Annotated in this window: 17 protein-coding genes; 15 read left to right on the plus strand and 2 right to left on the minus strand. The window is 36.8% G+C overall.

Annotation, left to right across the window (positions count from 1 at the left end):
- Positions 1-5: 5 nt before the first annotated feature.
- Positions 6-500, minus strand: a complete 495-nt coding sequence (locus EDF66_RS14980) for an IPExxxVDY family protein (RefSeq protein WP_132771554.1) — start codon at positions 498-500, stop codon at positions 6-8.
- Between the two features lie 271 nt (positions 501-771).
- Here EDF66_RS14980 and EDF66_RS14985 point away from each other — a divergent pair, with 271 nt between their 5' ends.
- From EDF66_RS14985 to EDF66_RS15035, 11 genes are all read left to right on the plus strand, one after another.
- Positions 772-1,008, plus strand: a complete 237-nt coding sequence (locus EDF66_RS14985; protein ID WP_021192392.1) for an acyl carrier protein — start codon at positions 772-774, stop codon at positions 1,006-1,008.
- A gap of 27 nt (positions 1,009-1,035) precedes the next feature.
- Positions 1,036-2,289, plus strand: a complete 1,254-nt coding sequence (fabF, locus tag EDF66_RS14990) for a beta-ketoacyl-ACP synthase II (RefSeq protein ID WP_021192393.1) — start codon at positions 1,036-1,038, stop codon at positions 2,287-2,289.
- 77 nt (positions 2,290-2,366) lie between these two features.
- Positions 2,367-3,107 carry a ribonuclease III gene (gene rnc / locus EDF66_RS14995; RefSeq protein WP_132843553.1) on the plus strand — a complete coding sequence of 247 codons (741 nt, stop codon included), beginning with the start codon at positions 2,367-2,369 and terminating at the stop codon, positions 3,105-3,107.
- 52 nt (positions 3,108-3,159) lie between these two features.
- On the plus strand, positions 3,160-4,542 hold the full coding sequence (gene hisS / locus EDF66_RS15000; protein WP_132771552.1) for a histidine--tRNA ligase: 1,383 nt from the start codon (positions 3,160-3,162) through the stop codon (positions 4,540-4,542).
- 240 nt (positions 4,543-4,782) lie between these two features.
- The gene (gene pdhA, locus EDF66_RS15005) at positions 4,783-5,778 is read left to right on the plus strand and encodes a pyruvate dehydrogenase (acetyl-transferring) E1 component subunit alpha (protein ID WP_132843555.1); all 996 of its coding nucleotides are present in this window, start codon (positions 4,783-4,785) and stop codon (positions 5,776-5,778) included.
- A 33-nt stretch (positions 5,779-5,811) separates the two neighbouring features.
- Entirely contained in the window at positions 5,812-7,446 is a 1,635-nt protein-coding gene (locus tag EDF66_RS15010; RefSeq protein WP_132843557.1) for a pyruvate dehydrogenase complex dihydrolipoamide acetyltransferase, read from the plus strand.
- 135 nt (positions 7,447-7,581) lie between these two features.
- Positions 7,582-8,772, plus strand: a complete 1,191-nt coding sequence (locus tag EDF66_RS15015) for a serine hydrolase domain-containing protein (RefSeq protein ID WP_132771550.1) — start codon at positions 7,582-7,584, stop codon at positions 8,770-8,772.
- A gap of 14 nt (positions 8,773-8,786) precedes the next feature.
- Positions 8,787-9,146: a CoA-binding protein gene (locus EDF66_RS15020; RefSeq protein ID WP_132843558.1), complete on the plus strand. Its 360-nt coding sequence runs from the start codon at positions 8,787-8,789 to the stop codon at positions 9,144-9,146.
- 187 nt (positions 9,147-9,333) lie between these two features.
- On the plus strand, positions 9,334-11,484 hold the full coding sequence (locus EDF66_RS15025) for a glycosyl hydrolase family 95 catalytic domain-containing protein (RefSeq protein WP_132843560.1): 2,151 nt from the start codon (positions 9,334-9,336) through the stop codon (positions 11,482-11,484).
- A gap of 37 nt (positions 11,485-11,521) precedes the next feature.
- Entirely contained in the window at positions 11,522-13,408 is a 1,887-nt protein-coding gene (locus tag EDF66_RS15030) for a heparinase II/III family protein (RefSeq protein WP_165902450.1), read from the plus strand.
- Positions 13,409-13,425: 17 nt separating this feature from the next.
- Entirely contained in the window at positions 13,426-14,673 is a 1,248-nt protein-coding gene (locus EDF66_RS15035; RefSeq protein WP_132843659.1) for a glycoside hydrolase family 88 protein, read from the plus strand.
- A 112-nt stretch (positions 14,674-14,785) separates the two neighbouring features.
- Here the strand turns inward: EDF66_RS15035 and EDF66_RS15040 are convergent, their stop codons facing one another.
- Complete coding sequence (locus tag EDF66_RS15040) at positions 14,786-18,637, minus strand: hybrid sensor histidine kinase/response regulator transcription factor (protein ID WP_165902451.1); 3,852 nt, start codon at positions 18,635-18,637, stop codon at positions 14,786-14,788.
- Positions 18,638-18,808: 171 nt separating this feature from the next.
- On the opposite strand from EDF66_RS15040, the gene EDF66_RS15045 reads away from it, so the two are divergent.
- The 4 genes from EDF66_RS15045 (at position 18,809) to EDF66_RS15060 (ending at position 26,598) form a co-directional block, all read left to right on the plus strand.
- Positions 18,809-22,090, plus strand: coding sequence for a SusC/RagA family TonB-linked outer membrane protein (locus tag EDF66_RS15045; RefSeq protein WP_132843565.1), 3,282 nt, complete (start codon positions 18,809-18,811; stop codon positions 22,088-22,090).
- Positions 22,091-22,102: 12 nt separating this feature from the next.
- Positions 22,103-23,863 carry a RagB/SusD family nutrient uptake outer membrane protein gene (locus EDF66_RS15050; protein WP_132843567.1) on the plus strand — a complete coding sequence of 587 codons (1,761 nt, stop codon included), beginning with the start codon at positions 22,103-22,105 and terminating at the stop codon, positions 23,861-23,863.
- A gap of 167 nt (positions 23,864-24,030) precedes the next feature.
- Positions 24,031-25,299, plus strand: a complete 1,269-nt coding sequence (locus tag EDF66_RS15055) for a DUF2264 domain-containing protein (RefSeq protein WP_132843569.1) — start codon at positions 24,031-24,033, stop codon at positions 25,297-25,299.
- A gap of 24 nt (positions 25,300-25,323) precedes the next feature.
- On the plus strand, positions 25,324-26,598 hold the full coding sequence (locus tag EDF66_RS15060) for a glycoside hydrolase family 88 protein (RefSeq protein ID WP_132771542.1): 1,275 nt from the start codon (positions 25,324-25,326) through the stop codon (positions 26,596-26,598).
- The last annotated feature ends 239 nt before the right edge of the window (positions 26,599-26,837 follow it).

Below are 26,837 nucleotides of genomic sequence, written 5' to 3' on the forward strand. Positions count from 1 at the left end.
GTTTGCTAAAATATCAGATTTTCTTTGGATTTCAATATTTTTGGTGATATTTCTTTTACAAACACGACTTCGGGTATTTTGTTTATATTTTTTACTATACGATCCAGGTCATCATCATCAATATAATTTTTGATTATTATAAAATAATCGAAATTAGGATGCTCCGGTATTAATAAATTACCTTCGATACTTTTATTGTTGATTAAATAATATTCTGTTTGAAATTTGGTATTTATATACCAGAAGGTAGTAAAGTGCTGCTTCGATTTTTTAGCATTGTCAAAAACAATATGATACTCTAATTCTTCAGAAGTTTTTTGCTTTAACTTTTGATTATGGTCAAATTTATCTTCTTTTCCTCTGACAAAATTTAGGAGCGTTAGCTTATTAATAAAATGGCAGAGACGGTAATCTTTTAAAGGAGATGAAATGGCAATAAGGACGAAGTCTAATTCGGCATCAAATTCTAGGTCCCATTTTAGTATCGTTTTGTTATTCAAAGTGAAAATTTAAGCTTGTGTTCTTGACGAAAATACAAAAAAATGATGCAAATGCTGTGAATTTAATGTAAAATTTCAATTAATTGCCTCTATGTTTGTACATATTAGGAATTATTGTTATACTTGAATACGGTTAGTTTATAGCGAGTTAAGGGTGTAGCTGTACCGGGTTGGGAAATAATTTGACAATCTAAAAATCAAATGGATTTTTATATTTGATGAAATTTATTTTTCTTTGCACAGATTTATTAAACAATTAAACTATAAAATCATGTCAGATATCGCTTCAAGAGTAAAGGCAATTATCGTTGAAAAATTAGGTGTAGACGAAAACGAGGTAACACCAGAAGCTTCTTTCACTAATGATTTAGGTGCAGATTCACTTGATACTGTAGAGTTAATCATGGAATTTGAGAAAGAATTCAACGTTGCAATACCTGATGACCAAGCTGAAACTATTGGTACAGTGGGACAAGCAATCACTTATTTAGAAAAAAACGTTAACTAACTAATTTAATTGGGCCAAATCGTATAAATGGAGCTTAAAAGAGTAGTAGTAACAGGATTAGGCGCACTTACACCAATTGGTAATACCGTTTCAGAATATTGGAATAGTTTATTAGATGGTGTAAGCGGTGCTGCTCCCATTACGCATTTTGATGCGTCAAAATTTAAAACCCAATTCGCTTGTGAAGTGAAGGGGTTTGATCCACATGAATTTATGGATCGCAAGGAAGCTCGCAAAGTAGATCCTTTTGTACAGTATGCTATTGCATCATCTGATGAAGCAATTAAGGATGCTGGTTTAATTTTTGAAAATTTAGATACAAATCGTATCGGAGTTATTTGGGGATCAGGAATTGGGGGATTGACAACTTTCACAGATGAAGTTGTAAATTTCGCAAAAGGGGATGGAACACCACGTTTCAATCCTTTCTTCATTCCAAAAATGCTTGTCGATATTGCTCCGGGACATATTTCTATGCGCCACGGACTTCGTGGACCTAACTTTTCGGCTGTCTCCGCATGTGCTTCGGCAACCAATGCAATGATTGATGCTTTTAACTATATCCGTATGGGTAAAGCTGATGTAATCGTAACTGGTGGATCTGAGGCAACTATTAATGAAGCTGGAATCGGTGGATTTAATGCAATGCATGCATTGTCAACTAGAAATGATGATCCTAAAACAGCTTCACGTCCTTTTGATAAGGATCGTGATGGTTTTGTTTCTGGTGAAGGGTCTGGTGCGATTATATTAGAAAGTTTAGAACACGCATTAGCGCGTGGTGCTAAAATTTATGCTGAAATTGGAGGTGGGGGTATGAGTGCTGATGCACATCACATCACAGCTTCTCATCCAGAGGGCTTAGGTGCTAAACTTGCGATGACAATGGCGGTTAATGATGCGGAACTAGATTTCACAGATATTGACTATATCAATGTGCATGGCACTTCTACTCCGGTAGGGGATATTAGTGAAACTAAAGCTATTGTAGATTTATTTGGTGAGCACGCTTATAAATTGAACATTAGTTCGACAAAATCAATGACAGGACACCTTTTAGGTGCTGCTGGTGCGATTGAAACTATTGCTTCTATTTTAGCTGTTCAAAATGATATAGTACCACCTACTATTAATCATTTTACAGATGATCCGGAATTGGATAACAGATTAAATTTCACATTTAATAAAGCTCAAAAGCGTATTGTAAATGCTGCAATGAGTAATACTTTTGGTTTTGGTGGTCATAACGCAACTATTGTTGTGAAGAAATACAAAGCTTAATATTACTTTATTTAAGTTATTAAAATAATTGGGATACAACAGGTGCTTTATACCTGTTGTCCCTTTTTTAGACTAAGATGCCTTTTTCAAGGATTTATAAATTATATTTTTCTGCTGACAAAGCTTATGTTAGAAAGCTCAAGAACCTGTTAGGTTTTGTCCCTGGAAACATACGACTTTATCAAATGGCTTTTAGGCATAAGTCTGTAGCTGTTGTGATCAAGGAAGGTTCCAAAAATAGCAACGAAAGATTGGAATTTTTGGGAGATGCTATTTTAGGTTCAGTGGTTGCTGAACTACTATTTAAAAAATACCCTTATAAAGACGAAGGCTTTTTGACTGAAATGAGATCTAAAATTGTCAGTCGTGTACATCTTAATCAACTTTCTCGGAAGCTCGGATTAAATGAGCTTATTCAGTTTGACGCGAGAATGATTAGCTTTCCCAATAAACAAGGCTCTTTGTTAGGTGATGCTTTTGAAGCACTTATCGGTGCCGTATATTTGGACAAAGGGTATGTGTTTACTAAAAATTTTCTATTAAACCGTATTATTAAACCACATGTAGATATTCACTTATTGGAACAAACGGAAACTAATTTTAAAAGTCGTTTGATCGAATGGTGCCAGCATAATGGTAAAGAGGTTGTATTCAATCAAATTGATAATCCTCCTGGTGAATCGAATAAAATGTTTTCTATTGAAGTAGTTGTACAAGGTGAAGTTTGTGGCCTAGGACAAGATTTCAATAAAAAAAGCGCTGAAAAAACAGCTGCAGAAAAAGCTTGTGAGTATTTGAAAATTTTAGAGCTTGACTAAGCTTTTTTCTTCTAAGTTCCAATAAATCCTTCTTAAATATTAACTTTGCCAAATGGCAACAGTAAAACCTTCTTTAGCAAAAGGCACACGTGATTTTTCACCTGCCGAAATGCTTAAACGTAATTATATTTTCAATACACTTAAGCGTGTTTTTAAAAAGTATGGTTACAGTGAAATTCAAACTCCTTCTTTTGAAAATTTGCAGACACTTACGGGAAAGTATGGTGATGAAGGGGATCAGTTAATTTTCAAGATTTTGAATTCTGGAGATTATTTGAGTAAAGCTCCCAATGATTTACTTGAATCCAAGTCTTCAACTAAATTAATCTCTCTTATTTCTGAAAAGGCACTTCGTTATGATCTCACTGTACCGTTTGCTCGTTATGTTGTCATGCATCAAAATGATATTTCTTTACCTTTTAAACGTTTTCAAATTCAACCTGTATGGCGCGCTGATCGTCCTCAAAGAGGTCGTTATCGCGAATTCTATCAGTGTGATGTAGATGTAGTGGGTTCTGAAAGCCTATTGAATGAAGCTGAGTTTATTTTAATCTATCATGAAGCATTGAAAAATTTGGGACTGCAAGATTTTACGATTAAAATTAACAACCGTAAGATTCTTTCAGGTATAGCTGAGATTATTGGTAAGCCGGAACTTATTGTCGATATGACAGTTGCGATCGATAAATTGGATAAGATCGGTTTAGAAGGTGTAAATAAAGAACTATTAGAACGAGGTTTTACAGCAGCAGATTTAGAAATTTTACGTCCAATTATTTTATTAGAGGGATCAAATCTAAAGAAATTGTCTGCCTTAAAGCACGTATTATCAAATTCGGAAATAGGATTAAAGGGAATAGCAGAAATAGAAGAATCGTTTGATTATATTTCTAAGTTGGATTCTTCAAATGAAGTTTTAAACCAATTTGTAGAGGTTGATATTACCCTAGCGCGTGGGTTGAATTATTATACGGGCTGCATTTTCGAGGTAAAAACGAATGAGGTCGCTATGGGGAGCATCGGTGGTGGTGGACGCTACGATGATTTGACAGGTATGTTTGGTTTGAAAGGATTGACCGGTGTAGGTGTGTCTTTCGGTGCCGATCGTATCTATGACGTTCTAGAAGAATTAAATCTTTATCCTGAGGCTAAGGGAGATTACACTAAGCTTTTGATTGTGAACTTTGATAAAGAAACCGAGTCCTTTACATTACCTCTTCTAAATCGCCTACGTAAGGCGAACATTGCAGTCGAGCTTTATCCAACAGCTGCGAAATTGAAAAAACAGATGAGTTATGCCGACAGTAAAGGCATTCCATTTGTTTTATTAATTGGTGAAGAGGAAGTTTCTTCAGGCCAGCTTTCATTGAAAGATATGCAAACAGGTGATCAAAGAAAAATAGATGAATCAAGTTTGATTGTTGAATTGAGCTAAAATCATATTTGTTACAAAACAAAAAAGCCAAAAGAATAATATGTCTTTTGGCTTTTTTGTTTGTTCTTTTTTTAATTTACTAAATTAAGCCAGTCATTTATTTGGGTATCTTCTTATGTCGTTTAAATCAAATGTCTTAGAACTGTCTAAAACAAGAAGAAAATTTGATTTTCTGACCAAAATATCACCCAAATTGATTAGATTTGTAGTCAAGATTAGTAAGAAATTCAAAACTTTGAAATGAGTTCAACACCTATAACAAAAGAGACATATTTAGAGTGGTATAGATCTATGCTACTTATGCGTAAGTTTGAAGAGAAGACAGGTCAACTTTATGGACAACAAAAAATCCGTGGTTTCTGTCACTTGTACATTGGACAAGAGGCAGTAGTAGCAGGTACAATGTCTGTTATCAAACCTGAAGATTCTTTAATTACAGCCTACCGTGATCACGCACATGCTTTAGCAAAAGGTGTATCAGCGAATGAATGTATGGCTGAGATGTTTGGAAAAGCAACAGGTTGTTCAAAAGGAAAAGGTGGATCTATGCACTTTTTCTCGAAAGAACATAAGATGATGGGTGGCCATGGTATTGTTGGTGGTCAGATTCCATTAGGAGCTGGTATCGCTTTTGCTGAAAAATATTTGGGTACAAATAATGTTAACGTATGTTACATGGGTGATGGCGCAGTTCGTCAAGGTGCTTTTAATGAAACTTTGAACATGGCCATGTTGTGGAAATTGCCTGTAATTTTTGTTTGTGAAAACAATGGTTATGCAATGGGTACTTCCGTACAACGTACAACCAATATGCAAGATATTTATAAAATGGGCCTAGGTTTTGATATGCCTTGTGCTCCAGTAGATGGTATGGATGTCGTAGCTGTACACAATGCGATGGATGAAGCTGTGCAACGTGCTCGTGCTGGGGAAGGACCTACTTTCTTGGAAATACGTACCTACCGTTACAAAGGTCACTCGATGTCCGATCCTGCGAAATATCGTACGAAAGAAGAATTAGAAGAATATAAAGGACGTGATCCATTATTGGCGACAAAGCATGCTATTGTTGAAAACAATTATGCTGATGAAGCTTGGTTTGCTGAAGTGGATGCTGAGGTGAAAAGTATTGTAGATGAATCTGTGAAATTTGCTGAAGAATCTCCTTTCCCTACAGCTGATGAATTGTACAAAGATGTGTACGTTCAAGAGAATTATCCATTTATATTAGATTAATATAAGTTACTTTAACTAGATAAATAAAATACAATGGCTGAAGTAGTTAGAATGCCGAAAATGAGCGATACCATGACCGAAGGGGTTATCGCAAAATGGCACAAACAAGTTGGTGATAAAGTTAATTCTGGTGATTTAGTTGCTGAAATCGAAACTGATAAAGCGACGATGGATTTTGAATCATACCAAGAAGGAACACTTTTATATATTGGTCCTAAAGAAGGTGAAGCAGTTGCTATTGATGCTGTTATTGCCATTCTTGGAGAACCTGGAGAAGATTTTCAAGCATTATTAAATGACGCTCCTCAGGCTGAAGAAGTGACGGAGAAAAAGGAAGTAGAAGGTTCTAATTCATCTGGGACTGAAGCAGCTCCTCAGTCTAATGTAACACCGGAGTCTTTAGGTGTTACAGTTATCACTATGCCTTTGTTAAGTGATACGATGACAGAAGGTGTAATTGCGCAATGGAATTTTAAAGTTGGTGATACAATCAAATCTGATGATTCTATTGCGGATGTAGAGACGGATAAAGCGACGATGGAGGTTACAGCTTATGCTGATGGCACATTGTTATATGTAGGTCTTGAGGCAGGTGAAGCTGCTAAAGTAAATGATATTATTGCTATTGTAGGTCCTGCAGGAACAGATGTAACACCATTGTTAAATCAAAAAGCTGCTCCTACATCTCAAGCTGCTCCTGCCGAAGTAAAAAATGAATCAAAGGTAGAGGCTAATGTAACTACGGAAAATAAAGCTACTGATGTAGCCGATGATTCTCGAGTGAAAGCATCTCCATTAGCACGTAAAATTGCTAAAGATAAAGGAATCAACCTGAATGAGATTAAAGGATCTGCTGATGGTGGCCGTATTGTAAAAAAAGATGTTGAATCTTACGTTCCAGCTACTAAAGTTGCTCCTGCTTCAACAATTGCTGCGCCAGTTGCTACTGAAACAAAAGCGATCACTTTACCTACTTTTGTAGGTGAAGAGAGATATACAGAAGTTGCTGTTTCTCAAATGCGTAAAACAATTGCACGTCGATTAGGTGAAAGTTTGTTTACTGCTCCACATTTTTACCTAACGGTAAGTATCGACATGGAAAATGCAATGCTTGCTCGTACGCAAATCAATGAAGTGGCTCCAGTAAAAGTTTCTTTCAATGATATCGTTGTAAAAGCAGTTGCAGTTGCATTGAAAAAGCATCCTGCCGTAAACTCTTCATGGAAAGGTGATAAGATTCGTTTTAATGAGCATACAAATATTGGTGTTGCAATGGCTGTTGAAGATGGCTTATTAGTTCCTGTTGTACGTTTTGCTGACGGAAAATCATTATCTCACATTTCTGCAGAAGTTAAAGATTTCGCTCAAAAAGCGAAAACTAAAAAATTAACTCCAGCTGACTGGGAAGGTTCAACATTTACAGTTTCTAATTTAGGTATGTTTGGTATTGATGAATTCACATCAATTATCAACTCTCCGGATGGTGCAATTCTATCTGTTGGTGCAATTCAACAAGTTCCTGTTGTTAAGAATGGTACTGTTGTTCCTGGTAATGTGATGAAGTTGACTTTAGGTTGTGACCACCGTGTAGTGGACGGTGCTACTGGTGCTCAATTCTTGCAAACATTAAAAGCATTATTAGAAAATCCAGTGAGATTATTAGCGTAATCTTACTTCGAATAAGTATATTCAAAAGGTCACTTTATATAAAGTGACCTTTTTTTATTGTTTTTTTCTTTTTTTAGTACTAAAATCAGCATTTTAGCATTAATACATTAGAAAAGAAATAGAATCCGTTAAATAGTGAAATTATATATACTAAAAAGCATAGTTGCTGTTCTTATCATAGCAACCGTATCGTGTAGTTCGAAAGAAGAAAAGCAAAAAAAAGCATTAGTTGAACAGGCTAAGACTGACAGTTTAAAACTCATATACAATCCATCTGAAGCAGATCCTAAAATTGAAGCTTTTATGCAAAATTTGCATAAAAGAGTAGGATTTAATGGTAATGTACTGATTGCAAAAAATGGAAAGATTTTATATCAGAATTCATTTGGTTGGGCAAATTATCTTTTAAAAGATAGTTTGAAGATTGATTCAAAATTTGAATTAGCGTCTGTTTCCAAACCACTTACAGGTATTGGTATTTTGAAATTGGTTGAAGAGGGCAAATTGAAATTGGATCAAACTATTAATGATTTTTATCCTAATTTTCCCTATCCAGATATTACAATAAAGCAATTATTGTCTCATCGTTCTGGATTGCCAAATTATGTTTATTTTTCGGAAGAGCATTGGAAGGAAAAAAAGAAGGGTATGACCAATCAAGATGTCATGAATATGCTGATTGAGTTTAAACCGAATCGCTATGGTAAACCTGACGGTAAATTCTTTTATAACAATTCGAATTTCATGGTTTTAGGCGCTATTATTGAAAAGGTAACTAATCAAAGTTATGCGGAATGGATGAAAGAAAATGTCTTTAATCCAGCAGGAATGACTAATACAGCTGCATTGTCAAAAGCTATTTATGAAAAAATTCCGACAGATGTTATCGGTCACGATAAGGTTTGGAGAAGATCTGTTGTTCAGAATTTTCAAGATGGCCCTCTGGGCGATAAGGGAATTTATAGTACAGTTCGGGATCTGTATAAATTAGATTTAGCGTTAAATGAAGGAAGGTTATTAAAGAAAGAAACGTTAGATTCTGCTTATGTCGATCGTGCGAAATCTAAAAATGGAATATTTGGGTACGGATTAGGTTGGCGCACTTTTCACAGAAATAATGATCTAATAATCTATCATACTGGATGGTGGCACGGATTTCGCAATTTGTATGTTAGGGATCTAAAAAATAACGTTACGATTGTACTTTTATCGAATATGACTAATGGTAGCTTAGTTAAATTGGATGAATTGTATAAAATTTTAGGGATGCCTATCTTAAGAAAGGGAATATATAATGATGCTGGTAATGTGGCTGATGATGTTTAATAAAATAAGTAGTTATGAAAAAAACGCTAATAATAGGAGCGAGTACTAATCCAGAAAGGTATTCGTATAAAGCAGCCTATAAATTGAAGCAATATGGACATGATATTGTGAATGTTGGGCTTAAGAAGGGTGAAGTTGCTGGTGTCGAAATAGAACCTATGGGACTTATTCACACGGATATTGATACCATTACTATGTATGTTGGCGCAGCAAATCAAAAAAGCTATTTTGATTATATTTTAGAAACAAAGCCAAAGCGGATTATTTTTAATCCTGGAGCTGAAAATGCGGAATTAGAAGCACTTGCAGGTGCAATAGGTATTGATACTGAAAATGCTTGTACATTGGTTCTTTTAAGTACAGGACAGTATTAAGTGGATTGATCTAATTGTTTTATTATTGGATCTATGATCCTTATTAATAATCATGAAAAAAGGGTAATAATGGTTTCTGAAACCATTATTACCCTTTTTTCATGATTTTCTTCTCAAACGATTTCGTAAGTTTCTCTTGTGTGTCTACTAAAAAAAGTACATTTTAGAGCCCAATTGAACCCTATTTATGCGGAATTTATATATTTTTTTTATTTCTATCTTATGTGTTATTTGTCGTGCTCAGGGTCAAGACAAACCAATATTTCATATTCCTCAGTTGGGTAAAAGTATTTACGAAGGGGTATTCACGGGGAATGGTTTACTAGGAACGATGACCTATTTGAAATCTTCACAAGCTGTACGTATAGATATTGGTAGAACGGATATTTATGATCACCGTGAAAAAAATCGTGAAAAGCTTTTTGATAAAGCTCGTCTGTCACTAGGGCATTTTTCTATAAACCTTAATGTGGACATTGATAGTATAGGTGGTGATATTTTTATTCAGCAAGCTTATTCTCAAACGAATATTAAGACTTCGGATGGTATGTTGCATATTAAAACGACAACACTGTCTGATGATAATATTATACTCATTGAAGTCATTAAAAAGGACTACCATGGGAACTACTCTTTTGACTGGTGTCCGGATTCTGCTATCAGTCCCCGTATGAAATTTGATTATACACAAAAACCTACTTATTATACTCGCAATCCTGAGGGAAAATCAGGCACTAGTAAGGGATTTTCTTTTTATAATCAAGAGTTATTAGCTGGCGGTGGCTATGCAACTGTATATAAGAAAATGCTCGGTATGGACAATGATGTTTATGTTGTCTCGGTTGGATATAATCAGGTTAACAAGAGCTATCTAAAAGAAACAATTGATTATGTTGATCATTTTGATTCTAAAGATATTACTATAGCTTTGGAAAAACACCAAAATTGGTGGCGTAATTATTATAGTGCTTCTTCTTTGTCATTACCAGATAAAATTTATCAGCGTTTTTATGATATGCAGTTGTATAAATTAGCAAGTGCCACCAGAACAAATAAGCCAGCAATAGATTTGCAGGGACCATGGACGAGCGTTACTCCTTGGCCAGCTTACTGGATGAACTTAAATATGCAATTGACATATTCTCCTGTTTTCACGTCAAACCATCTTGATATCGCGAATTCTTTAATTCAAATGATTGATCAGAATGTCTCCAATTTGAGAGAAAATGTTCCTGTGGCTTATCGTTATAATAGCATTGCTATTGGGCGCTCATCTGCGAACGATCTCTGGAGTCCTGTTCTCTTAGAGAAGGGAGTCTCAATTTCCGATGCTTCTGATGGTGAAAAAGAACTTGGCAACTTGCTTTGGTTATTGCATAGCTACTATTCTTACTATCGCTATGGCATGCAGGAAGAGGTATATGACCGCTTATTTCCCTTACTTAAAGAGGCTGTTAATTATTATTTGCATCTATTAGAAAAAAATGAATCAGGAAAATATCATATCGCTGTTAAAACTTATTCGCCAGAATATAAATATGGGTATGCTTATGATACGAATTATGATCTAGCTATTCTGAGATGGGGGCTTAGATCACTCATCGAGCTAGATGATGAAAAGAATAGGAAAGATCCTCTATATGATCGATGGCTCGATGTACTCGAAAATTTGGTCGATTTTCCACAAGGGGTAAACGGTTATTTGATAGCTAAGGATGTTCCTTATGGTGAGTCACATAGACATTATTCGCATTTAATGATGATCTATCCTTTTTATGAAATTAATTGGGATCAAAAGGAAAATAGAGTTTTGATTGAGCGTTCAATTAAGTACTGGCAGAGTAAAAATCAGTTCTTGCAAGGTTATTCATTTACTGGTGCCGCATCGATGTATGCCATGATGGGAAGGGGAGATGATGCCTTAGCATCTCTTGATAATTTATTAAAATCTTATATTAAAAAGAATACGCTTTATGCCGAGTCGGGACCAGTAATTGAAACCCCGTTAGCAGCAATGACAAGCATCCAAGAACTTTGCTTACAATATTGGAATGGAAAATTAAGAATTTTTCCCGCTGTACCTACTTCCTGGAAAGATATTTCTTTTAAAAGGTTTTTGACTGATGGAGCTTTTCTGGTTTCTGCAAAGAGGAAAAATGGTATAACGCAAACTGTGGAGATCGAAAGTCAACATACGGGTACAATTAGAGTTGAATCGGGGATATCGGCTCCAATGATTGTGATTAAAGGAAAGGGTAAGTATGAAATAGATCTTGATGGAATAATTGTTTTTACACTTAATAAGGGCTCTCGAGCAGTAGTTTATGAGAAGAAGTAGAAAGTGCTATAAAATTTTAATGTTTCTCTTTTTTGTTATGTTGCAAATTAATGCACTTGGACAACACACCTTAGAGCGGCATCTTTCAGGTGAAGTTTTGACAAATACCGTTAATCGTATTGATGACTGGCGGTTGGAAAAGAAAAATGAATGGAACAAAGCTATTCAAGCGCTATCAATATTGGAAAAGTCTCACATAATGAAAGTTGCAGAGGATGCGAATTCATTTACTTGGCCATCATTGTTAGCTACAAAATATCTTGAATATAAGACTGATGGAAACAGAACTCGCTACGAGGATGATATTAATACACGCAGGAGTATCGTATCGCATTTGGTTATAGGAGAATTGGTTGAGGGAAAGGGACGTTTTATTCCGCAGATTATTAATGGCCTCTGGTTAATGATGGAAGAAAGTACTTGGGTAAGTCCTGCACATATTGTAGTGCAAAAATCTGGAATTGGTTTGCCTGATCCACTGGATGATTATATTGATCTAGGAGCAGGTCGGGTAGCAGCTGATCTGGCGATGGTTTATTTATTGTTGGGAGATGAATTAAACCAAATTTCTCCTATGATTACTAAAAAATTGAAAGATGTCTTACAGAGCCGTATTTTAAATCCTTATTTAGCCCGAGATGATTTTTGGTGGATGGCGCTTCAGTCAAACAATATGGTTAATAACTGGAATATTTGGATCAACACCAATGTTCTTAAAGTAGCATTATTAGTGGAAGAAGATGCGTCTAGATTGAAGATGATTATTCAGAAATTGGCTCATAGTGCGGATAAATTTATTGACTCTTACGCTGAAGATGGTGCGTGTGAAGAGGGGCCCTCTTATTGGCTACATGCTGGTGGTGAACTTGGACAGATGTTGTTGTGGTTAGAGGATGTGTCGGATGGAGAGGTGACATTTAAGGAGGAACATAAATTATTTAATATTGGCAACTATATCTTGAATTCTCACATTTACAGAAATAGATACATCAATTTCGCAGATGCAGAGGCGATACAAGTACCCTATCCTGCTAAAATATGGGCTTATGGTACTTTATATAATGATGATAATCTAAAAGCATACGCAAGCTATTTGACAACTCTAAAATCACCAAGTATGTCATTAGGAACAGTACAGGATTTTTTAATGCATGCGTCTATTTATAATGAATTAAGTAATCATCGAAAAGACTTTATAGCCCCCCAATTTCATTTTTATGAGAGTTTGGGACAGGCAACTATGCGGAGTTTAAATAAAAAGGGTAATTTATTCTTGGCTACGATAGGAAGTAATAATGGGGTAAGCCATAATCATAATGATGTTGGAAGCTATATGCTCTATTTGGATTCGACGCCAGTTTTAATTGATGTAGGTGTGGGAACTTATACCAAAGAAACTTTTAGTAGGAATCGCTATACATTGTGGAATATGCAATCGCAATGGCATAATCTTCCTATTATAAATGGAATACAGCAAAAGGATGGAAGGTCTTATCATGCGGAGGATGTCGAGTATATAACTAATAATGAAACTGCTCAATACCGTGTCAATGTTGCGAAGGCTTATCCTAAAGAAGCCGCAGTACAATCTTGGATGCGAACTATCAAGATGCATGCAGGAAATAATGAAATCAGGGTAGAAGAACAGTATCAATTGGAGGAATTTAAAAAACCACAATCGATTAGTTTCATATCTAAAATAAAACCTCAGTTAGTAAAGGATGGCTTTTTCTTACAATTGGATAATGGGAAAAAAGTCTTTATAAATTTCGAAAGGGAAACTGTTACTTTTTCTTTAGAAAATAAGGAAATCGAGGATCCACGATTGATTAAAGTGTGGGGTGGAATGCTTTATAAAATGAATGTTTTAATTAAAAGTATGGAATTAAGGAATCAAGTGATATATAAAATAATAGCGAATTAAGATTATTGTAAATTATGATGAAATTGAAAAGACAGATTATCATGGTATTATGTTCTGTTTTAGGAATATGTACTGTTCAAGGTCAATCCCGGGATCTGAAATTATCGAAAGAGTTTATTCAGCAGAATTTGAATGACGCAGCTCTCCAAATTAAAGTCTTGGCAAATGCAACACCCAATGGAAAATTTCCTAAAACTTTTGAAAATAATAAAGAGATCTTTTCATCATCCAGTTGGTGGTGTTCTGGATTTTATCCTGGTACACTTTGGTATTTATATGAAGGGACTCAAGATCAGGAATTATTAAAAAATGTAAAAGAGAAATTACCTAATTTGGAGAAAGAAAAGTATAATAAAGGTACACATGATCTAGGTTTTATGCTGTTTTGTAGTTTCGGCAATGGTTTACGTCTGACCGGCGATTCTGCGAAATATAAAGATGTATTAGTTACAGGTGCTGCTTCTCTTGCTTCTCGTTTTAATGAGAGAGCAAAAACAATTCGGTCTTGGGATCACAAACCTTGGCATTATCCCGTTATCATTGATAATATGATGAATTTAGAGTTTTTGACGCAGGTTTCAAAAATGACTGGTAATAAGAAATATTATGACTTGGCTATAAAGCATGCGGAAACAACATTGAAAAATCATTTTAGGAAAGATTATAGCTCATATCATGTTATTGACTATGATGTGAATAGCGGCAAAGTTATTGGAAAAAAAACGCACCAAGGTGCTTATGATGAATCCGCATGGTCTAGAGGCCAAGGTTGGGCGCTTTATGGGTATACGATGATGTATCGAGAAACAAATAAAAAGGAATTTCTAAATCAAGCTAGACATATTGCGAAATATATTTTGAATCATCCGAATATGCCTCAAGATTTAATTCCTTATTGGGATTTTGATAAAGATAAGATTGATCAATCTAGTAAGATGTATGCTAAAAAAGATCTTCGGGATGTTTCGGCAGCCACATTGTATGCATCTGCTTTACTTGAATTGGCTCAATATACAAAAGGTAAAGAATCTGCCCTTTATCTTTCTAATGCAGAGACAATGCTTACTAATTTATCCAAAGAACCTTATAAAGCAGTTTATGGGACAAATGGCGGTTATTTATTAAAACATAGTGTGGGGGCACTTCCTTTAAATTCGGAGATTGATGTACCACTGACATATGCTGATTACTATTATGTAGAAGCATTAGTGCGCTATAAAAGGCTCTTGGATGGTGAACCAATGATTAATGAAATCGCGAAGTAAATACAGTAAAGATAAAAGTAACAAAGGCCCCCATTTAGGCGCCTTTGTTACTTTTAAATCTATTCGTACCATGCCTACAATCTTTTTTCAAATATTTAATCCCTTTTGTGTTTTAATTATCTTCGTCGGAGTCTGCTATTTGCTGTGATGGATTATACCCAAATTGTTTCTTAAATTCTCTGCTGAAGTACTTTCTTTCAGAAAATCCGACTGCATAGGCTACCTCACTGACATTCATCGAAGATTTTAGCAACTCCTTCGCTCTGTTAAGCCGGTACATCTTCACATAATTATTGATAGAAAGGTTGGATATCGCCCGGAGCTTTCGATAAATAATAGGTGTGCTCATACCCATCTTTCGGGAGATAAAATTAACATCAAAGTCATCCGACTGCATATTATCTTCGATCAGTTGATCTAATGTAGCAATAAATTTAGCATCCAGTTCATTGTCGAAATCTGTTTTTTTGACCTGAAATTCCTTGCTCTTTTTATGACTGATTGCTATGAGATTCTGCACAGATAGAAACAACAGCCTATTGTCAAAAGGTTTTGTTAGATAGATGTTTGCTCCATATTGTAGGGCCTGTGTCTGTGATTCACTGTCTGTCACTGCAGTCAACAGGATAACAGGAATATGACTGGTTGCGATATTTGTTTTTACTGCCCGGCATAACTGGGCTCCATTCATATAAGGCATCATCAGATCAGATAAGATCAAGTCGGGAATATACTCTTGCGCTTTCGATAAGGCATCTTCTCCATTGACAGCCGTGATGACGGTATAGCTATCCTGAAATAAATGAACAATGGTATCCAAAAGCTCTCTATTGTCTTCGACAATCAGAATGGTCTGTTGCAAGGATCTGCCCAATACGGTCGGAGTTGTTGAATTTGATTCATCTATAATGGTCATCAGGGAGTCTGTAGGAGGGGACATGTTGACTTTTGATAGCTTCGGTAAACGTAGGTTGAAAACCGTCCATTCTCCTTTTTCATCTTTCATGGTAAAGCAACGGATCTCTCCTTGATGCTGTAGAACAATCTGCTTGGTTAAGGCTAGTCCGATACCAGTACCTATACTGTCATTTGCTTGTTCCTCCCGATAATATTCTTCAAAAATCTTGAATTGATTGTCCGTTGCGATGCCAATCCCGTTGTCAACGATGTTGATAATGATGTTGTCTTCGCTCTCAAGAAGCTCAAGATAAACTGTGCCATTCGCGGGTGTATACTTAATGGCATTTGACAATAGATTGAACATGACCTTGTCAAATTGAACAGCATCTATGGATTGTAACCCTACGGCATCCAATTGTCGGATATAATAATTGATATGTTTATTCTGGGCAAGATCATTGAGGAGATAGAATGTGTCTTCAATATATTCCCTGAAGGGGATATCGCTCTGTTTCAAGATGAAGTGCTTGTCATCAAATTTTTTGAAATCAAGTAGCTCGTTAACTACCCCCAATAATTTAGCTGTATTCTTTTTAATCCGTTTTATCTTAGATTGGGTAGTCGATAAGTTGGCTGTTTCGGTAATGATTTCATCTAGAGGTGACATGATCAGGGTAAGCGGAGTCCGGATCTCATGCGAAATTTGTGTAAAGAATTTGATTTTCTTTTCCTGTTCTCTTTCGGAATTGATCAGCATCTCGCGTTCCACAACAAATTTAATGACAAAGTGTACCCCGAGTGTAAATAGTCCGGCGTATAAGAGGTAGGCCCACCATGTTCTCCAGAGCGGAGGTTTTATATCAATGTGTATTTGTAGTGGGGTACTGCTCCAGATGCCATCATTATTGCTGGCATATACACTGAGTGTATGCTGTCCTTCGGGAATATTGGTATATCTGACACTTGGTGTATTGGTTTCTATCCAACCTTTATCAAAACCTTCGAGCTTATACCGATATCTATTTTTCTGTGGTTTGATAAAATTGGAACTCGAAAAATTGACCGTTATAAAATTCTCGTCATAAAGTAATTGCAACGTATAGTTATTGGGTTGATCACCTTGCTGGATGCGACCATAGTTTAAGGGTGTATCTTGAAGGAATATATTTCTAAAAAGCACATTCGGTTTTTTCTGATTGAAAGTGATTTTTCGGGTGTCGATCGAAACTAAACCATTCAATGTAGTCACGAATAAAAATCCGGCTTCGCTGCTATAGACCTTAGCCCCTTGCATATTCTTAACAGGGAGACCATCATACTGATTAAGGACAGTATGATACTTTGTGCTTGGATCGAAGAAAATCAGTCCATTTTTGCTGCTGATCCAGAAATGTTTGTCGATCATGACGGGCCAACCTAGGGTGTTATTGGGAAAATGGGCTTTAAGGGCCACATTATCCTTAACATCGAAATGATATAAATCCCCTTTCGAGGTAAGCCAGATATTGCCATCGGGCGCGACATAAAATCCATTGATGTACAGTGAGTCAATTTGCTTTATGGATCGGACAGTAGCGCTAAAAGTCTTTTTTCGAAATAGCTTTCCTGATTGCAGGAAATAAATCTGTTGTTTATCATCTGCCTGTATCTCATCTATTGTGTTTGCTGCTAGTGAGGAATCAAACTGTAGTGGTTTTTCCTGTTCCGCAATGTAAAGTCCCTTATTTGTGCCTAGATAGATTCGTTGTGCTGGATCCACGTAAATGCTATAAATATTGTTTTTGAGGTTTAAGAGATCCTTTTCGAGGAGATAATTTTTGGTGTTGCCCGATTTTAGGTCAATGATGGAGTAGCCTCCACCATATTGTGCGGCATATAATTTTTCATCCCGGACATAGAGGTCTTTTATCAGGTTTGATCGGGTAAATTGGGGTTGTGGACTAGTATTCCCCGTAATTTTATCAATTTTATTAATTCCTTCTTCTTCAGTGCCTATCCAAGCAGCATTCTTGGAAACGGCAAAACTACCCACGATATCACTATTCAACTGTTGACTTAATAGCGAACGTGTAGAGTAGGTTTGTATAGGGATAAAATCAGGATAAACTGCGTTGATACCCCCAAAATATGTTCCTAACCAGACTACTTTTTGATTATCGACAAAGATATCATAAATCGAGTTCTGGCTGAGGGAGTTTTTGATGGATGTATTATGTTTGTAATTTGTGAAAACAGGGGATCCATTGAAAACGGAAAGACCTTTCAATGTGCCAATTAATAGTTCTCCATTTGTATTTTTAATGATTTTACGAACATTATTGCTTAAGAGATTACTATTTCCTTCCGTTAGATTTTTCCAATTTTGACTGGAAAAATTAAACAGAAATAGACCATGTAGTTTTGTCCCTACCCAAAGCGTGTTATCTTTCACATACATCGTACTAAAGATTCGTTCCTTTAGTGGTAACTGTGGTAAGCCCAGGTTGCGGGTTTCAGATAGCCGCTTGTTTTTATAGGTAAATGATTCGATACCGTTAGCGCTAGCTATTGTATAGGAGTCTGCTCCTGTTTGAACAATAGTTTGTGTATGAGGACGGTCTAAAATTAATTTAAAATCATAAGAGCCTGAGGCGGGAATAGCTATATATAGACCCCTATTTGTACATAAGAAAATATGGGAGGATAGAATTTGTATGTCTGAGATAAGGACTTTCTCGATAAAGGGCTTTCCTCTTTTTAGGAGAGGCTTTCGTTTGTCTATATTGAAAATAAATACCTGAGTAGAGGTAGCTATAAAAAGATCATTATTGTCGTTTATACAAATCTTGTTGATATAATCTAATTTGTTGAATACGCTATCCTGAACTCGAAGGTTTATAATATTCTGTGAGTCATAAATAAACAGATTTGGACCTCCTCCAAACCAAAGTTTTCCATTTTTATCTTGAGCGATACTCAATACCGCCTGTTTATCTAATACATTGTCCTGTGTTAGTGTTTCAAAACTGAAATTCTGGGCCAAACAAGACATAAATGGGCAAAGTAGCCATGCGATAATGATCATGTTTTGGATCTGTTTTACAAGGAAATTCATAGATGAATAGAGGTTATACCATCAAATTTAAGATTTTACCCCTTAATATTTATAAAAATCACCCTAATAAATGACCGCACTTAATCAATTTTGAGCTTGTTAAATAACCAATTTTTAATTATAAAACCAATTTCCTAAAGTATGGCTAAGTTTTACGCAATAGGATTGTCCGCGATGACACTATTTTCTGTAGGTACAGTTCACGCCCAGCAGAAAGTAAATGTAACGGGACAAATCAAAGACAGTCAAGGAACACCATTATCAGGTGTAACAATTCGTGAGAAGGGGGGGACGCTCTCGACTTCCACAAATGGATCGGGAACATATTCCTTATCTGTGAACCCTAACGGAACGCTAGTAATTTCTTATGTAGGATACCAAAATCAAGAGATTGTACTAAATGGCCGCAATGCCATTAATGTAACGTTGGAAAGTGCCAGCTCGGCGATTGATGAGGTTGTTGTTGTGGGGTATGGGCAACAGAAGAAATCCAAACTATTGGGTTCTGTTGCAACTATCGATGGAAAAAAACTGGAAAGCAGGGCTGTGACGAATGTATCCTCGGCCTTGTCGGGGCTGGCTGCCGGTGTTCAGGTGAAGGTCGGCAATGGTAAGCCTGGTAGTGATGGAGCAACCATTCGCGTACGCGGTACAGGTACCATGAACAATAATGATGCTTTGGTGATTATTGACGGTATTCAAGGGGTAATGGATGCTGTAAATCCAGAAGATATTGAAACAATATCGGTATTAAAAGACGCTTCTTCGGCAGCGATCTATGGTGCGAGGGCTGCTAATGGAGTTATTGTCATTACGACAAAGAAAGGAAAAGTCGGACAAGCACCGCAAATAAAATATTCAGGTTTATTTTCGCGAACGACACCAAGCGCGAAGCCTGAATTTTTAAGCGATTATTTGAGGCATATGAGCTTCTTTCAGGAAGCTGCAGAAAATATAGGCGAGAAAGGTCCATATACGCAAAGTGCTATTGATACCTGGACAGCGGCAAATGCTGATCCAAATGGTATGACCGCTCAGGGCATACCAAATTACGTCGCATTTCCCAATACCAACTGGGGAGATTGGATTTATGAGAACGCGTGGTTAAAGAGTCATAATGTCAGTGTTTTAGGAGGTAGTGAAAATATCCGCTATAACCTATCTGGAAGAATACAAGACAACCCAGGCATAATGCACAACACAGGCATGAAGCGCTATGAAGGGCGGGTGAATCTGGAGACCGATGTTACCAACTTCCTTACAGTAGGTACACAGACATTTATTCTGAAAGAAGATCGTTCTATGGCTTCCGATGCCAATCTGTATAATTTCTTACGGCAAACCACACCGGGTATTTACCCAATGTATGACGGTAAGTTTGGAAGTGCTGTACTCAGCTCCGGTGAATCATCACAGCTGAACAATTTAATGACCTATCTTTACGATAATAAGGGAAGCAATGAGCGTACACGATTCAACACGACCTTATTTGCTAATGTTAAACTTTGGAAGGGTTTGACATTTGAAACGAAATTTAACTATCAGAGCCGATTTGATGAAGTGAAAACCTGGTCTGATCCGTCTCCACGCTATGACTTTTCAACCATGACGATTACATCGACACCTGTTAATCTTGCGACTTCGACGACTGGACAGTCTTATGGTAAAATTTACAGAAAATCTTTCGATAACGTATTGCGTTATAATACGACGATTGGTAAACATACGATTGGCGCATTAGTTGGTCATAATGAATTTTATTACAACGATTCCGGATTTAGTGCTTCTCGAAAAGGATTGATCGATGCGACCATTACCAATATCGGTACAGGAACGGAGATGAACAGTATCTCTGGAGGGGAATCTGATAACTCCATGCGTTCCTTTTTTGGTCGTGCTAGCTATGACTACGATGCAAAATATTTAGCAGAATTCAGTTTACGTCGGGATGGGGCTTCAAAATTTGGGCGGGGACGAAAATACGGTACATTCCCTTCTGTTTCTGTTGGTTATATATTATCTAAAGAGTCGTTTATGGAAGCCGTTAATCCTTACGTACAGGATATTAAACTTCGGGCTTCATGGGGTAAATTGGGGAATGATGGCGGAGATGATTTGAATGTTTACGGCTGGCACGGAGTATATGGTTCGGTGGGGTATTCATTTAATGGAGCTCAAGCCAACGGATTAGCATTGTCACGTTTTGGCAATAACTTGTTGCAATGGGAAGATTCCGAAAATAGAGAGCTTGGATTGGAATTTGCAACATTAAACCGTCGTGCATCTGTGGAACTAAGTTTATACGATCGTAAAACTTCAAACATTATTCGTACAGCACAAATGCCAATTACGGCTGGTACCGCTAGTGGCCCTTATTACAACCAAGCCGCTATGCGTAATAAAGGAATTGAGCTCAATCTAAACTGGCGGGATAAGATTGGGGATTTTAGTTATAACATCGGTGGTAATTTCTCATATAATAAAAATAAAGTCACGGAATATGAGGGTAAGCTGGTTCAAGGTATGGTTGATGACGGAACGGGAAAAATGGTCTGGAATACTAACTTGGGTGATGTATCCACAGGCGGTGTAAACCGGAGACTTGAGGGATACCAGCTGGATGAATTCTATCTACGCCAAGTATATAGAGGTGATGGAAGTTCTTTTAATGCCGATGGTTCGGTTAATATCAATGGTGGACCTACCACAGGGATGATCCGTACGGATCAGGATTACGAATGGGCAAAAGCAATGAAAGCTGCTGGCTATTCTTTTATAACCTCATCCCAAGCTATTGCGGATAGTTATGGTGCGAATGCACGTATGTATTATGGAGACTTGGTCTATGCCGATCGGAACGGAGATGGTATTTATGGAAATAATGCCGATCAGTACTTTACTGGGACGTCGACAAGTCCTAAATATATCTATGGATTCAATCTTGGGTTCTCTTATAAAGGTCTGGATATGTCTATGATTTGGGCAGGAGAGGCTGGAGGACAGTATTACTGGACAGATATTGGTTATAATAATAATGTGTTGATTCTTGGTAACCAAGTGACCACTCGTATTGCAGATGATCATTATTTCTATAACCCGGCGGCACCAAATGATCCACGTACCAATCAAAATGGATATTTCCCTAGATTGAAATATGGCACTTCAGCGGAAAATATCAATAATCAAGCAAGCGATTATTGGTTATATAAGGCAAATTTTTTAAAACTTAGAAATTTACAAGTAGGTTATACGTTTGATAAGAAACTAACTGAAAAAATTAAAGTACGGAGCTTACGGGTATTTTTTACAGGTGAAAATCTACTGATGGTTACGGACTTTCCAGGGTTAGATCCAGAAGTTGGTGCAGGAGCAGAATATCCAACAATGAAACAGTTTGCTTTTGGTTTGAATATTGGATTCTAAAATAGAAAGATCATGAAAAATAATATAAAAAAATATAATTTGTGGAGTAAAAAAATACTGCTTTGCGTGACTATCGGTTCTGCAATATTGTTTTCTTCTTGTCAGAAGGATTTATTGGATACTGTCCCTAAAACACAGGTATTAACCAATAATATGTGGTTAACAGAAAATCTTACCGACCAAGGTGTAAATGGTGTTTATCATGGGTTGCGTTTAGGTCAGATGTTGTATGTATATGACACATACGCGACTCTTCAGGGGAGGGACAATTCAACCTTGATGAACGCAACGGCTACTGCGTCATCGGGTATTTTTTCATCTACCTGGCAAAATTTGTATGAGGGTGTTCACCGAAGTAATAATGCGATCTATGGTATCGCCAATGTGTCACCTGTAGGTGCTGAAAAGAAAGCAAGATTGCTTGCCGAGATGAAATTTTTGCGCGCGTTCTATTATTATCGGTTAAATCAACTGTATAAAGGAGTCCCCATTTACACTGAACCAATCGAGTGGGATAAGGTGGATAAACCAAGGAGTACAGAAAAAGAAGTCTGGGATTTGATTATTAAAGATCTAACAGATTGTATCAATGAACCTTTATTGTCAAATCGTTATGATAAAGGAAAGGCCGAGTTTGGGCGAGTGACTAAATCTGCAGCATATGCGCTTCGTGGTAAGGTGTATATGTATACGCAAGAATGGGCAAAAGCCATTGCCGACTTTGAGCAAGTCAAAAATATGGGACATACCTTATTTGGTAATTATGCCAATCTGTTTAAAGGTGATAATGAGCAAAGTCCTGAAATTATATTTAGTATCCAGAATATCGCTTTGGCAGGATATGGTTCAGATTACCAATTCAGGTTTGGATCACGATCAGCTTTTGGATCCAATTGGAATACCTATTTGGTACATCCCGATGCGGTAGATCGCTATCAACGTAAAGATGGTGCTAAATTTGATTGGGATGATTACCTACCAGGTTATAATCAGATGGCACCGGGCCAAAGGGAGGTGTTTTTCTTACGGAATAATTTAACCCCTGCTGAAATATCGAACATTGAAAAACGGACTACAAATAAGCTTGATATGTCTTTGTATTTGCCTACGGGTAATGAAGAACGCCTTAAGAAAGCCTATGAAGATAGAGATCCGAGGTTAGTAAGCAACGTGATTTTACCTTATTCTACTTTTGTAGGAGCAAACGGTGCGACAGACCAAACCTTCACTTCAAGATGGCCATATCGGCAAGAATTTGGTGGTGTGTTTGACTTGAGAACGGATATCGTCCCTAATTTCTACTATTACCCACGTAAGTTTGTTTATGAGGGAGCTAACCCAGGTATTCCCAATAGAGAGGCAGGGGCTTATGATTATATTGTGATGCGATATGCAGATATCCTTTTATTATGGGCAGAAGCATTGAATGAATCGAAAAAGCCTGGTGAAGCTGTGTTAAAAGTAAATGAGGTAAGAAAACGTGCCGGAGTTGGAGAATTGCTATTAGGGATAGGTGAGCAGGATCTCAGAAAAGAAATTCGTGAAGAACGCCGTCGTGAATTGATGTGTGAAGGAGTTATCTACTTTGACGAGTTGCGATGGAAAACATTGAAAGAAACATCTTTTTACACAGGAAATGGTATTAAACAGGCATGGGGAGGAGTTGTTTCGCCGTATGACTGGCGAGGTGATCAACTTTATACATGGCCAATCCCACAAGTGGAACGGGAACGAAACACATCATTGACACAAAACAGTGGCTGGGATGATTAAGAAATAAAGAAAGATTTTTCTTTTCTTGTAAAGAATTTGTTATCAATCGCTCTAGCAAACGATTGCACGAGCGATTGATTCTTTTTAGTTTGTTTTTCTGTGTTAAAATAAAGATTTTTCATGTTTTGTGTGCTTGTTGAGCACACATTATTTATAAACCATTATCGATGAAGAGAAGATCTGTATTAAAATTGTTAGGCGGTGCTGGCGTTGGTGCATTGACGGCATCGTTGCCAATGGGGGCGAAGGCAAGTGTTTTATCTGATGAAGGCATAAGTTATGCAGGGAATGACCGTGCTTATTGGGTTTCAATACTAAGCAAGATGGCTACACCTATATTGGATAATATCAGTAAACAGCAATGGCGCAAAAAGATGCCGATGGAGGTAAGTCCTACTTTTGACAGTAGAGATCCGGGCGTTGGATACCTCGAGGCTTTCGGTCGACTGCTGGCAGGTATGGCCCCTTGGCTGGCTTTACCTGATGACAGCTCCGAAGAAGGAAAGCTACGTAAAAAATTACGTGATCAGGCCTTATTGGGGATTCAATATGGTGTAAATCCTCAATCCCCGGATTATTTTACATGGCGAGGTCCTTCATCGCAAACACTGGTAGATGCAGCACATCTCGCCCTTGCGTTTCTAAGGGCACCGAAGGCACTGTGGGAACCATTGGATCAGGTAACAAAGAAAAGGGTTGTCGAAGAATTTAAACTACTACGTAAAATTAAACCTAATGAAAGTAATTGGTTGCTTTTTGCGGCCATGACTGAGACGTTTTTACATTATACCGGTGAGGAGTGCGCACGGGAAAAAATAGATTATGCTGTAAATAAATTTGATACAGAATGGTATGTGGGCGATGGGTGGTATAGTGATGGTGCTCACTTTAGTTTCGATCATTACAATGGTTACGTTATTCACAATATGCAGGTTGAAGCACTGCGCCATAATATAAACGTAGATAAGAAATACAAAGAAATGTTTGATCGTGCTTATAAAAGGATGCAGCGATATGCACATCACTTGGAACGCATGATTTCCCCAGAAGGTTATTATATGGTAGTTGGTCGCTCTTCAACATATAAGAATGCTGCTTTTCAACCCCTGGCTGCAGTGGCTCTTGAAAATAGGCTGCCAGAGGATATTTCTAAGGGTCAGGTGCGAGCTGCCTTAACTGCAATACTGAGACATATTTATATTGATAAGACTTTTTCACCTTCTGGATGGCTTAGTATGGGAGTAGTTGGTGACCAGCAGCAGAATTTGGCAGATTACTATACGAATGCTGGCTCTATGTATGTAGCTTCTTTATCCTTCCTTCCTCTCGGATTGCCGGCTAATGATGAATTTTGGACTTGTAGTCCAGAAAAGTGGACTTCGCAAAAGTGCTGGAATGCGGAACAGTTTCCGAAAGATTATTATGTAAATTATTAAAAACTCAAAAAAATAACGTTTTAAATGAACATTCGAAATTATTTAATCCTATTTGGAATAGTAGGATTTGCTCTTCAAGGGGTTTCGTGCCAGACTAAAAGAGGGCTTGCCAAGAATAAGTTAAACCTTGATTCAGCTTTTGTGAATGAAAATCTGGAAGATGCAAAAAAACAAATTAGTTACCTCGCTGCTTCTGTTAAAGAAGCCGATATTCCTACGACTTTCCAAAATGGTAAATATGTGAATTGGGGGTCTAGTTGGTGGTGTTCTGGTTTTTATCCAGGTACTGTATTGTATCTTTACGAATATTCGAATGATACGAAATTGTTAGATGAGGCTAAACGAAAGTTGAAATATTTAGAAAAAGAAAAGAATAATAAAGGTACGCATGACCTGGGTTTTATGCTTTACTGCAGTTTTGGAAATGCATTAAGATTGACAAATGATTCTAGTGCTTATAAGAATGTGCTGAGTACAGGTGCTGCTTCTTTGGCTACACGTTATAAGGATGCGACAAAAACTATTCGATCATGGGATGGTGGTAAGAATTGGGATGGGCAATCTTGGACTTATCCGGTTATTATAGATAATATGATGAATTTAGAGTTTTTAATTGAGGTATCCAAGATGACAGGTAATTCAAGTTATGCTGACATCGCAATTAAACATGCGGATGCAACAATGATCAATCATTATAGAAAAGACTATAGTTCTTATCATGTTGTTGATTATAACAGTAAGGATGGAAGTATAATCTCGAAGAAGACTGCGCAAGGGGCTTTTGATGAATCAGCTTGGTCTAGAGGCCAAGCCTGGGGTTTGTATGGATATACCATGATGTTTAGAGAAACTAAGGATCAAAAATATCTACGACAGGCACGAAATATTGCAAATTTTTATTTGAATCATCCAAATTTGCCCCAAGATTTAATTCCGTACTGGGACATGGATCAAAATAAATTAAGTGCTTCAAGTAAATATTACAAACAGAAAGATCTGCGTGATGTATCAACTGCTGCTGTAATGGCTTCTGCTTTATTGGAACTTGCTCAATATACTGATGGGGCTGAAAGTCAATTATATATTGTCAAAGCAGAACAAATGTTACGGTCATTATCTTCTAAACCTTATAAGGCGGAGTATAAGGAAGCTGGTGGTTATATACTGAAACATAGTGTGGGATCTATTCCACATGAGACAGAAGTTGACGTTCCCTTGACTTATGCGGACTATTATTATGTAGAAGCTTTAGTCCGATATAAAAGACTGTTGGATGGGCAGTCTGTCATTAAAATGTAGATTATTGTTAATTTAAAAAGGCACATGAACTATCCGCAGCTTATATGCTATGGATAGTTTTTTTGAGTTTTTTATGTTTGTATTGGTTGTATAATATCTTATTATTTCCCATTAAGCTCTGATAATTTATCTTCTTATTATATATTATTGAATTAGGATGCTCACTTACTGTTCTTGTTATTTCTCAATTTATTTTAATATCTCGATTAGTTAGTTTTTTAAATATTCGATCTAGACAA

The sequence above is a fragment of the Sphingobacterium sp. JUb20 genome (genome assembly GCF_004342035.1).
Taxonomy (GTDB): domain Bacteria; phylum Bacteroidota; class Bacteroidia; order Sphingobacteriales; family Sphingobacteriaceae; genus Sphingobacterium; species Sphingobacterium anhuiense.

Coding starts and splice junctions, on each gene's coding strand:
- pdhA (WP_132843555.1), top strand. CDS start 4,783: ATGAGTTCAACACCTATAACAAAAGAGACATATTTAGAGTGGTATAGA.
- fabF (WP_021192393.1), top strand. CDS start 1,036: ATGGAGCTTAAAAGAGTAGTAGTAACAGGATTAGGCGCACTTACACCA.
- EDF66_RS14985 (WP_021192392.1), top strand. CDS start 772: ATGTCAGATATCGCTTCAAGAGTAAAGGCAATTATCGTTGAAAAATTA.
- EDF66_RS15050 (WP_132843567.1), top strand. CDS start 22,103: ATGAAAAATAATATAAAAAAATATAATTTGTGGAGTAAAAAAATACTG.
- hisS (WP_132771552.1), top strand. CDS start 3,160: ATGGCAACAGTAAAACCTTCTTTAGCAAAAGGCACACGTGATTTTTCA.
- EDF66_RS15035 (WP_132843659.1), top strand. CDS start 13,426: ATGAAATTGAAAAGACAGATTATCATGGTATTATGTTCTGTTTTAGGA.
- EDF66_RS15060 (WP_132771542.1), top strand. CDS start 25,324: ATGAACATTCGAAATTATTTAATCCTATTTGGAATAGTAGGATTTGCT.
- rnc (WP_132843553.1), top strand. CDS start 2,367: ATGCCTTTTTCAAGGATTTATAAATTATATTTTTCTGCTGACAAAGCT.
- EDF66_RS15045 (WP_132843565.1), top strand. CDS start 18,809: ATGGCTAAGTTTTACGCAATAGGATTGTCCGCGATGACACTATTTTCT.
- EDF66_RS15030 (WP_165902450.1), top strand. CDS start 11,522: ATGTTGCAAATTAATGCACTTGGACAACACACCTTAGAGCGGCATCTT.
- EDF66_RS15055 (WP_132843569.1), top strand. CDS start 24,031: ATGAAGAGAAGATCTGTATTAAAATTGTTAGGCGGTGCTGGCGTTGGT.
- EDF66_RS15040 (WP_165902451.1), bottom strand. CDS start 18,637: ATGATCATTATCGCATGGCTACTTTGCCCATTTATGTCTTGTTTGGCC.
- EDF66_RS15020 (WP_132843558.1), top strand. CDS start 8,787: ATGAAAAAAACGCTAATAATAGGAGCGAGTACTAATCCAGAAAGGTAT.
- EDF66_RS15025 (WP_132843560.1), top strand. CDS start 9,334: ATGCGGAATTTATATATTTTTTTTATTTCTATCTTATGTGTTATTTGT.
- EDF66_RS15010 (WP_132843557.1), top strand. CDS start 5,812: ATGGCTGAAGTAGTTAGAATGCCGAAAATGAGCGATACCATGACCGAA.